Here is a 10,040-nt window from a genome sequence, read left to right on the forward strand (position 1 = left end):
AAAGCTCATAAATCCTTCTCCTATTTGGTTTTTTTGTTTGTTCAGCAACCCCTAATTATCTTTCATTGAATATCCTACGTAAAAAAGGTTATCCCATTGATGCAGGGATAACCTTTTCATTATTCATTTATGCAGTAGCACAGCTACAATCTTTGCACTCACAGACTTCATCAGTACAGTTATCTACACATTCTTGACTGCAATAAACTTTTCCTTCTACTTCTACTTTGTTTTCACCAAGAAGACAATTACAGCTTGGTCTCGCACATTTTTCCATACCAAACTCCTCCTTATTATTTTGGTAAATCCTCGGTTAAACACCAACCTTGGTCTAAAAGACTAACGACACAATTATCAACAATTCGGTACCGAATAAAATTGCCTTCACGATTATTGCGAACGATGCCTTTATCGACCAATCGTTGAAGTTGGTTGGAAATGGCTTGAGGTTTCATTTCAAGCTGTTCTGCTACCTCACTAACAGATAAATTTGGTGTTCGAATCAAAGTGTGCAATATTCTGAGTCGAGTCCCATTAGAAAGTATTTTAAAGGTCTCACTTAAACCCTCAGCGTTATCTGTATCTAACAAGGGGCGTTCCGTTAGTTTTGGTTTTGGTGTACACCAGTTTTCAGCCATTATTTCCTCCTCCATTTCACAATTACATTATATAGTGTAATAGTTTTTGTGTCAAGACGTTTATACAGTGAAATTCATAATATAAGCATCTTTTTTATCAGTACGTTATGACACCTTTACAATATAGTAATTTATTTCCCTTGCACTGACTATTTAAATTTTTTTCAACCTATAATCACCTGTGTTTGTGTTTGATTGGAACTATTATTTTCCTTAGTATTCCACTAAATAATCCGATTTAACACTAACTGTTTTTAAATTATTAAAATAGTAATTCCACTATATATTCCGAAGACCCAAAAATGATAACTTGACTTTTTATGTCCGCTTTTTTGATCAAGCACTTATTGTAAAAAAAGGGGATCGGAATTTTGAATCATTTCGACTCAATCCAATCACCCTTCATTTCATTTATCTTCTATTTCTTTATATAACTCCCAAGCCCGATCAAAAGTAGTCATTGATGGTAAATAGTCACCGTTCATTTCCAAATAGCGACTCAACTCATCATAGTCGGTTGAACTTTTCGGAAAACCGTGATCGAGAAATGCATCATTTGCAAATTTTGCCATTTCATCCTTTGCCCCGGCATTACGATATCTCATTAAAAAATGATAAAAAGATTTTGCCATTTGCCTTTCCTTCCTAAAATTTGTCTTTCTAACCAACAGGCAGCTTGATTTTTTCAAGTCAATCAAACAATTTTTTATATTGTCCGTATCCTTCCTTTTCCAAATCTTTCTTTGGAATAAATCGTAAGGCAGCCGAATTAATACAATAACGTAATCCGGTTGGTCCCGGTCCGTCCGGAAATACATGTCCTAAATGGGCATCACTCGTCTTCCCTCGAACTTCTGTGCGAATCATCTGATGGCTCGTATCCATCTTTTCCATCATTTCTTCATCATCAATCGGTTTTGTGAAACTCGGCCAACCGCATCCGGCATCATATTTATCTTTTGAACTGAAAAGCGGTTTTCCGGAAATAATATCAACATAAATTCCTTCTTCAAAGTGGTCCCAATATTCATTATGATATGGCGGCTCCGTTCCGTTGTTCTGGGTTACCTCATATGCAAGCGGTGAAAGTTTTTTCTTTAATTCATCCTTTGATGATGGCATTATTTATCCCTCCAATGTTTTTCGATAAATGTCGCTCTTCCCGAACCAATAAAATATCGATTGTAATGCTCAGGATTTTTTTTGTAATAGTTCTGATGGTATTCCTCTGCTTCAAAAAAATCGTTTGCAGGTAATATTTTTGTGGCAATTGGTTTATGAAAGCGCCCACTTTTCTCTAGCGCTTGCTTTGATTGTTCCGCTTTTTGCTTTTGTTCATCATTCAAATAAAAGATTGCGGTCTGGTAGGATTGCCCCCGATCATAAAACTGACCGCCGGGATCAGTTGGATCAATTTGTTGCCAAAAAATATCAAGTAATTGCTCATAAGATATGATGGACGGATCATAAGTAATTTGGACCGCTTCATAATGACCCGTTATCCCTAGACAAACTTCCTCATATGTCGGGTTTGGAAGAACTCCTCCCGTATATCCGGATACCACTTTCTTAATACCCGGCCATTGGTCAAAAGGTTTTACCATACACCAAAAGCAACCCCCTGCAAAAATTGCCTGCTCGTATTTGTTGCCTGTCATTTTACCACCCTCACTCGTGCTTTTTGGTTCTTTATATTTTAGCAAAAATGACTTAAACGTGTAAAAACATTCGATTGATTGCATGTGTTACGTATTTATTGTTCCTTTGCCATACTGTAAAAAATCGGTATGGATAGCGAATCTGTTATTTCCCTTCCTTATTTTATTTTGTTAATATATCTTTAGAATACTCGTCCTGATGGTTTGAAAGGAGAAACAATATTGTCAATTCAATTACCCGAAGCTTTTATTACAAAAATGAAAAATTTACTTAAAGAAGAGGCTGCAATGTTTTTAAAAACCTATCAAGATGAACGGACAGCAGGCTTACGACTAAATCCGCTAAAAATTACGAATGAAAAGTGGGAAAGCATCAGCCCATTTCCGATTGAAAAAATCCCCTTTACCGATTACGGATATTATTATCATTACCAACAAGATGAACCCGGAAAACATCCGTACCATAGAGCCGGACTTTATTATATTCAAGAACCTAGTGCCATGTCTGTAGCTCGATTGCTTGATGCTAAACCAACTGACAAAGTGTTGGATTTATGTGCAGCACCAGGCGGGAAATCAACCCAAATCGGCTGTGCCATGGAAAGTAGAGGTTTACTCATTTCAAATGAGATCCATCCGAAACGGGCAAAAGCACTTTCCGAAAATATTGAACGGTTTGGGCTAACGAATACAGTCGTCACAAATGAAACACCGGAGCGACTTTCGCAACATTTTCCGTTTTATTTTGACAAAATTCTACTTGATGCTCCGTGCTCGGGAGAAGGTATGTTTCGAAAAGATGAGGAAGCAAGGCAATATTGGAGTCAGGAGCATGTAGAACTTTGCCGGGAAAGACAGCTGGAGATTCTTGACTCCGCCTATCAAATGTTAAAGGAAAACGGAATTCTGGTATATTCAACCTGTACGTTCTCACCCGAAGAAAATGAACAAGTCATTGAAACATTTCTTAACAAATATCCGGACATGGAATTGTTAACAATCGAAAAACGAAATGGGATCGAAGGCGGCCGCCCTGAATGGACAAAATACCGGTTATCGGAAGTGGAAAAATGCGCCAGACTTTGGCCGCATAAATTAAAGGGAGAAGGTCATTTTGCGGCCAAGCTCATAAAAACTTCCACAACCCCGGAAAGTCCGACCAAGCCATTCAAATCGAAGAAAAAGCAAGATTGGCAAGACTATTGTTTATTTGAAAAGGAATATTTGCAACAGGTGAACTGGAAAAATTTACATGTATTAGGGTCTGTCATTCATTCGCTTCCTGATGAATGTCCGGATTTAAGCGGGTTAAGAGTCATACGTGCCGGCCTCCACCTGGGAGAATTAAAGAAAAACCGATTTGAGCCAAACCATGCCCTCGCCCTTGCATTAATGAAAAATCAATGCCGGCAAACAATCGATTTGTCTTTAGAAGGCGAGGATTGGCAACGATATTTAAAAGGCGAAACTTTGAAAGGAACGGGACAATATAAAGGATGGGTACTGATGACGATTAACGGTTTTCCGCTCGGTTGGGGAAAAGAATCGAATGGAATTATCAAAAACCTTTATCCCAAAGGGTTACGGATTATGTAAGAATAGTAGAAAAGCGCAGAAGGCTGCGCTTTTCTTAATAAACAAGCAATGAAAATGAAATATCATCATTTTTCAGGTCAAAGGTATTGGCATGAATGTGTAATTGATTTTTCAATTTGATATCCGTTAAATGGATGTAAATAATTTTTTCATTAGGGAAAATTTCCACCCATTTTGGGAAGTGATAATTATTTTTGATAAAATTCATCACATATCTTGACGGCAATTGTAATTTCCCGATATGGATCGTATTTTGCGATAAAATCAAATCACCATTTTCCAGTGCTTTTGGTTCGAAGGTTAATTTCATTTCAACATTCTGGTCAAAAACCGGTAACGTTCCATATAACTCCACTTCATCATTTAAATACACTTTATAATCAATCGGACTATCCGCATTCTCTTTTTCAATGAAGTCGTTAATCAAAATATTTAAGTCCTGTTTGTTTGCCGTAACCGTTAGACTTGCCTGACTTTTTTTAGACACTCCATTCTCACCGGTAAGTGAATCACCGCCTGCCGGAAGAAAAACCATCGTGAAAAGGAAAACAATGATTACGATATTTATAATAAGCAACGTAAAAAAGGCTGTTTTCCACGTAAACTTTTTACTCATCGATAACCTCTCTTTTCTATCAATCCCATTTTTTTATACCTTGATTTTTCAATATAGCTGAAAATACTTCTTTGCTAATCCGTTCATACCCCTTATTGTTCGGATGGAAATGATCCTCATACAATAAATTTTCATCCGGATTAGTGAAAATAGGTGATACATTGACAAAAATCGCATGATCATATTGCTCAACAACTTCCCGGGCAGCTGTATTCCAGTCTTCCAAAATGGCATCAAATTCTTTAATCTCTTGAAACCATTCCGAAAATGGATTATATAACCCGATCAAAACAATGATCGCATCCGGATTAGCGGTCGTAATTTCCGATAATATTGAATTTAACCGTTTTTCATAACCGACTAATTCTGTTTCAAATTGATTTATTTGTAAATTCGAAATATGATTGCTGACAATTTTCATAATATCGTTTCCACCAATGGTAATTAATACCATATCTGCCTTGTTAATTGACTCCTTAACTTCATTTGTTTTGAGCCGTTCCAATAACTGGTCTGAGCGCTGACCTTTAATACCAAGATTGGTAACTTGCACATCTTTAACCCCTTTTAATGTTACCAAGTCTTCCTGTAAATATTTTAAATACCCACCCTGATTTGTCGTATCGCCAACCCCTTGAGTCAGTGAATCGCCAATTGCCGTAACATGCATGGTTGAAGGGATAAAATCAACGGGCAATTTCGTTTTTTTATTATCGGAATAGATTTCCCTGAGCGGTTGAGTTGATACAGAATTTGCTTGAGTGGAAAAAATGAAATAACCAAAAGTGGAAATCAAAACAACAGCAAATATTGTGAAGGTGATTTTTTTCAATCTTTTCACCTACTTGTAATAGTTTAATAAAATTGTATTTTTATTATATCATATTCATAATGGAAAAAAGAACATGCAGCAAGATGATGCCGCATGCAATTAATCACTTTGTTTTAATAAAATTTGAATATCGGATAACAATTCCTCATATGGAACATCCAAGGCCGAATAATATTTTACAATAATACCATCTTGGTTGACTAAAAACAAGTCCGTTCCGTGAATCACTTGATCATCATCTTCCGGTTTATATACCTGGAATTTAAAGTTCTCTTTAGCAAATTGTTCAATATGTTTTTGTACATAGCCGGTAAGAAAATGCCAATTATGTAAATCCTCGGTAAAATGACTTGCAAACGCTTTTAATATATCGGGTGTATCCACTTCCGGATCGACACTGAAAGAAACCAATTCGACTTTATCCAAACCTTCTTCTTCAAGCATTCTCTGAATACGAGCCATATTTGCCGTAATTGGCGGACAAACGGTTTCGCAGTTTGTGAAAATAAAATTGGCTACCCAGACCTTTCCTTTTAAATCCGCTAAACCAAACGGCTCACCATTCTGATCTGTATACTCAAAGTCTTCAATCGGCCATTCGACACCGTTTTTAATTGTTGCAGAACTACAGCCATTTAAAATAATTAGCATAAAAGCCAACAATGCCAGAATACGATTTGTCCTCACATGATCCCCCCTGTCCTTGGCAACATTGTACCAAACCAGAAAAATAAACGAAAATATTATGACCTTTATGAATGGAATAAGATTTATTACACACCTATACCAAAACCATTAAAAAACCAGCTTAAAAGATTTAAGCCGGTTTTCTTTAAAATTTTTTGTAAAACAAATGCTATTATTCGGCAAAATAAGTGAAACCGATCGCGCCAGGTCCGGTATGCGTACTGATGATCGGAGTCGTTTCCACAATTTTTATCTCGAGATTTTCATAGAGCTCATGAAGTTTTTCTTTTAACCTTGTCGCCAGTTCCATTCCATCAGCATGAGCGAGACCGATACCTTTAATAGTTCTCCCGTCTACATCTTCCTTAAAATTTTTCACTAAATGCTTAATAACTTGACTGTAATTACGGACATTTGCCATTGGGGAGTACATTCCATCTTTAAGTACTGCAATTGGCTTAATATGTAAAAGAGAACCTATTAAAGCTCTTCCTTTTCCGATTCGCCCACCTTTAGTCAGGTTTTCTAACGTATCCACAACGACAAATAATCTCGTATGATGACGAACTTCTTCTATTCGATGCAAAATTTCTTTAATCGATTTTCCTAATTTAGCCAATTTACTAGCTTCAATTACTTGAAAGGCAAGTCCTCTGGAAATATACAATGAATCAACAACTGTTACTTTCCCGTCAAATTGGTCAGCCGCCGACTGAGCTGTTTGAACCGTCCCGCTTAACGGACCGGCACAATGAATCGATAGTACTTCACTCCCATCCGCAGTCAGACGTTCATATAATTCCGTAAAAGTACCGAATGAAGGTTGAGATGTTTTTGGCAACTCTTCTGATTTTCTCATTTCCCTCATAAATTCTGACGGCGTTATATCTACTCGATCCAAGTAAGTTTTTCCGTTTAAATCAATTTTTAACGGTATAATATGAATTCCATACTGCTGGGCTTCTTCAGATGATAAATCTGCTGTAGAATCTGTAACGATTTTAATAGACATTAAAATCCACATCCTTTTGACAATAATTTAACTAAATAACGGTCGAATACATTCCTCTCCATTATTTTTAGGAGAGTTTACAAGACTTGAGACAACATACAATTTTTGGTTTTCCATCGGATAGGGCTTAAGAAGTTCCTTTGCTTTTGCATAAGGATATTCCTTTGTATTTAGCCAAGTTTCCCATGCCTCTTCATTATCCAACATAACCGGCATTCGTTCATGAATATTTCGTACCTTTTCATTGGCGCTTGTTGTCAGAATAACACAAGTGATTAATTCCCTATCGCCTTCCCGATTACGATCCCAAAGAGCGGCAAAGGCAAACGGTTTTCCATCATTTTTCATGATCCGGTACGGGGTTTTCTTGCCATTTTCCACTTTCCACTCATAAAAACTATCGGCAAAAATAACACAGCGATGTTTTTCTACTAAATGTTTGAAACTTGATTTATCAGTTAACGATTCAGAACGGGCATTAATCAATGGTTTCCACTGCTTCGGTTGTTTTACCCAATATGGAACCAATCCCCATTTCATATAACCCGCCCTTCTTTCACCGTTATGAGCAATAGCAGTCAAAACTAGTTGGGAAGGGGCAATATTGAAACTGGGCGAAAAGTGGTCCGGTATGAACTGTAACTGAAAATAGTCAACTACATCTTGCAGATCAACAGTTAAGGTAAATCTGCCACACATATTTCGCACCTCTTCCATGGGTTAACGTTTTTTATAAAGCAAATATTCATAATCATAGGGATTTTTTTCGTCTCTTCTCCCTTTTTCCTTAGAAACCAATTGAAAGTGAGACCAATCCAGTTCCGGAAAATAAACATCCCCGGAAAACTCTTGATTGATTTTTGTCACATATAATTTTTCAACAAAAGGAAGGAAAATGCGAAACATATCAGCACCACCGATGATAAACACTTCGCCATCTTTATTTCGACAATAATCAAGCAAATCTTCCAGTGTGTGAAAAACGGTACAACCTTCAAAAGATATATTCTTATTTCTTGTCAATATAATATTTTCACGACCGGGGAGCGGATGACCGATGGATTGGAAAGTTTTTCGCCCCATGACGATGGGATGACCCATTGTTATTTTTTTAAATCTTTTCAAATCATCCGGTAAATGCCACGGAATTTCGTTGTTGTTTCCGATTAACCCGTTTTGATCCATTGCAACGATAAATGATATCATACACTTACGACTCCTTTGATCGGCGGGTGTGGATGATAGTTTTCCAGTGAAAAGTCTTCATATTTAAAATCAAATATATTTTTGACATTCGGATTTAATTTCATCGTCGGCAGTTTCCGGGGCTCTCTCGTTAATTGCAATTTTACTTGTTCGATATGATTTAAATAAATATGGACATCACCAAATGTATGAATAAATTCCCCGGGCTCTAGGTCACATACCTGGGCGATCATCATCGTGAGCAATGAATATGAAGCAATATTAAACGGAACACCTAAAAACAAGTCACCGGATCGTTGATATAGTTGACAGGACAGTTTGCCATCGACAACGTAAAATTGAAACAAAGTATGACATGGGGGCAGTGCCATCTTATCCAAGTCACCGACATTCCATGCACTAATGATGAGGCGTCTGGAATTCGGATTCGTCTTTATTTGTTCAATGACTTCCTTTAATTGATCATGGGTTCTGCCGTCTGCCCCTGTCCATGACCGCCATTGGTGACCGTAAATCGGACCGAGATTGCCATCTTCATCTGCCCATTCATTCCAAATACGAACCCCGTTTTCTTGTAAATATTTTACATTCGTATTACCTTGAATAAACCATAATAATTCATGAATGACCGATTTTAAATGGACTTTTTTTGTCGTAAGTAACGGAAAACCTTCTTGAAGATTAAACCGCATTTGATAGCCAAATGTACTAATGGTTCCGGTACCTGTACGGTCTTCCTTTTTTACACCATTTTCAAGCACATGTCTACATAAATCCAGATATTGTTTCATCATAAACCACCTTTATTTATTGCAATTTCTTGATAAACGTATATGTTTTTGGGGCGTGCTCTTTTAAATAATGATTTGTATCACTATTCGCATAAAAGTAAGCAAAGACCTCAGCGAAATATTCTTCCGGATATAACAAATAATAATTATTATTCCCGAATAATTGTTTAGCTTCAAGTTTCCAAATCGATTGAAAATAGATTTGATCGCGAATCCCCTTAAAAACGATTCGGTCAATGGAATGAGCCAACTCATGCAATTCCAAATTTACTGAACCATGTCCTTCTCCTTTATCACTGGCACCGATTTTCACAAATACGATCCTGCCTCCACCTGCACCGGGGACATTATCCCAAGTTACCGTTGTATCTGCATAGCCTCTGGGTGTTATTCCTGTCAACGAACGGGTACTTGGAAAATCCGTCAAATGGCCGTTAAATAAACGAATTTTAATATGTTGATCATATATTTTTTCCAAGAGCGATATGGGCAGTGAATCAATTCGGTTAACCATCTGTGCTGCTGCTTCTTCATCAAATGAATTATTCGGTAATAATATTATGGACGGAGTAATCTCTGAAGCTCGTAAATTCAAATGTTGGTTGAAATGTGTATTTTCAATATCTTTTAAAAATAAAAAATCAAACGTTGTAGTTGAGCCTTGAATAAAAATCACGATCAGCACCGTAATCATAAGGGATAATTTCTGTCGTTTCATGCTGCATTCCACCCTTAACAAGTAGGCTATTTACATAAACTTTGTTGCCATAGATACCGACTCATATGTTTCCTATGAAGTTAACACGCAATGGACAGCAGATTTCCTCTCTATTTGTAAAAGCATATATCCGTTTCCGAGAATATTGATAAAAAACTCTCTTAATCTATCATATTATAACTTGGTAAATATGGCTATAGCTTTCTATCCATCTTTGAAAAAAGCACATACCGGGAGTTTGACACTTGTGTTATGCAAAAAATTTCCAAAAAGCCCATTAAATGGG

At 36.9% G+C, this 10,040-nt stretch carries 13 protein-coding genes; 1 reads left to right on the top strand and 12 read right to left on the bottom strand.

Annotated elements, in window-relative coordinates:
- Positions 1–293: 293 nt before the first annotated feature.
- The 4 genes from LIZ98_RS15305 to msrA all read right to left on the bottom strand — a co-directional run bounded on the left by LIZ98_RS15305 (position 294) and on the right by msrA (position 2,296).
- Entirely contained in the window at positions 294–638 is a 345-nt protein-coding gene (locus LIZ98_RS15305; protein ID WP_041846673.1) for an ArsR/SmtB family transcription factor, read from the bottom strand.
- Positions 639–1,045: 407 nt separating this feature from the next.
- Positions 1,046–1,270 (bottom strand): YozE family protein, encoded by a 225-nt coding sequence (locus tag LIZ98_RS15310; RefSeq protein WP_034770521.1) that lies wholly within the window; start codon positions 1,268–1,270, stop codon positions 1,046–1,048.
- 58 nt (positions 1,271–1,328) lie between these two features.
- Entirely contained in the window at positions 1,329–1,760 is a 432-nt protein-coding gene (gene msrB, locus LIZ98_RS15315) for a peptide-methionine (R)-S-oxide reductase MsrB (protein WP_034770522.1), read from the bottom strand.
- Positions 1,760–2,296, bottom strand: a complete 537-nt coding sequence (gene msrA / locus LIZ98_RS15320) for a peptide-methionine (S)-S-oxide reductase MsrA (protein WP_227140161.1) — start codon at positions 2,294–2,296, stop codon at positions 1,760–1,762. The genes msrB and msrA overlap by 1 nt, the downstream gene beginning before the upstream one ends.
- A gap of 228 nt (positions 2,297–2,524) precedes the next feature.
- On the opposite strand from msrA, the gene LIZ98_RS15325 reads away from it, so the two are divergent.
- Positions 2,525–3,892 carry an RsmF rRNA methyltransferase first C-terminal domain-containing protein gene (locus LIZ98_RS15325; RefSeq protein ID WP_227140162.1) on the top strand — a complete coding sequence of 456 codons (1,368 nt, stop codon included), beginning with the start codon at positions 2,525–2,527 and terminating at the stop codon, positions 3,890–3,892.
- Positions 3,893–3,926: 34 nt separating this feature from the next.
- On the opposite strand, the gene LIZ98_RS15330 is transcribed toward LIZ98_RS15325, so the two are convergent.
- From LIZ98_RS15330 to LIZ98_RS15365, 8 genes are all read right to left on the bottom strand, one after another.
- On the bottom strand, positions 3,927–4,508 hold the full coding sequence (locus tag LIZ98_RS15330; protein ID WP_034770526.1) for a YpmS family protein: 582 nt from the start codon (positions 4,506–4,508) through the stop codon (positions 3,927–3,929).
- A 19-nt stretch (positions 4,509–4,527) separates the two neighbouring features.
- On the bottom strand, positions 4,528–5,340 hold the full coding sequence (locus LIZ98_RS15335) for an SGNH/GDSL hydrolase family protein (RefSeq protein WP_227140160.1): 813 nt from the start codon (positions 5,338–5,340) through the stop codon (positions 4,528–4,530).
- A 99-nt stretch (positions 5,341–5,439) separates the two neighbouring features.
- A complete protein-coding gene (locus tag LIZ98_RS15340) occupies positions 5,440–5,991 on the bottom strand; it encodes an SCO family protein (RefSeq protein ID WP_034770809.1) in 552 nt (183 codons plus the stop codon).
- A gap of 208 nt (positions 5,992–6,199) precedes the next feature.
- Positions 6,200–7,051 (bottom strand): DegV family protein, encoded by an 852-nt coding sequence (locus LIZ98_RS15345; RefSeq protein ID WP_227092129.1) that lies wholly within the window; start codon positions 7,049–7,051, stop codon positions 6,200–6,202.
- Between the two features lie 15 nt (positions 7,052–7,066).
- On the bottom strand, positions 7,067–7,738 hold the full coding sequence (locus tag LIZ98_RS15350) for an SOS response-associated peptidase (protein ID WP_227203121.1): 672 nt from the start codon (positions 7,736–7,738) through the stop codon (positions 7,067–7,069).
- Positions 7,739–7,759: 21 nt separating this feature from the next.
- On the bottom strand, positions 7,760–8,245 hold the full coding sequence (locus LIZ98_RS15355) for a dihydrofolate reductase (protein WP_034770531.1): 486 nt from the start codon (positions 8,243–8,245) through the stop codon (positions 7,760–7,762).
- On the bottom strand, positions 8,242–9,036 hold the full coding sequence (locus LIZ98_RS15360) for a thymidylate synthase (RefSeq protein WP_227092131.1): 795 nt from the start codon (positions 9,034–9,036) through the stop codon (positions 8,242–8,244). Before LIZ98_RS15360 ends, LIZ98_RS15355 begins: the two co-directional genes overlap by 4 nt.
- Before the next feature lie 16 nt (positions 9,037–9,052).
- Positions 9,053–9,754 (bottom strand): anthrax toxin lethal factor-related metalloendopeptidase, encoded by a 702-nt coding sequence (locus LIZ98_RS15365; RefSeq protein ID WP_227140158.1) that lies wholly within the window; start codon positions 9,752–9,754, stop codon positions 9,053–9,055.
- Positions 9,755–10,040 lie beyond the last annotated feature (286 nt).

It is taken from the genome of Caldibacillus sp. 210928-DFI.2.18, from assembly GCF_020554505.1.
GTDB classification, from domain to species: Bacteria; Bacillota; Bacilli; order Bacillales; family Caldibacillaceae; genus Caldifermentibacillus; species Caldifermentibacillus hisashii.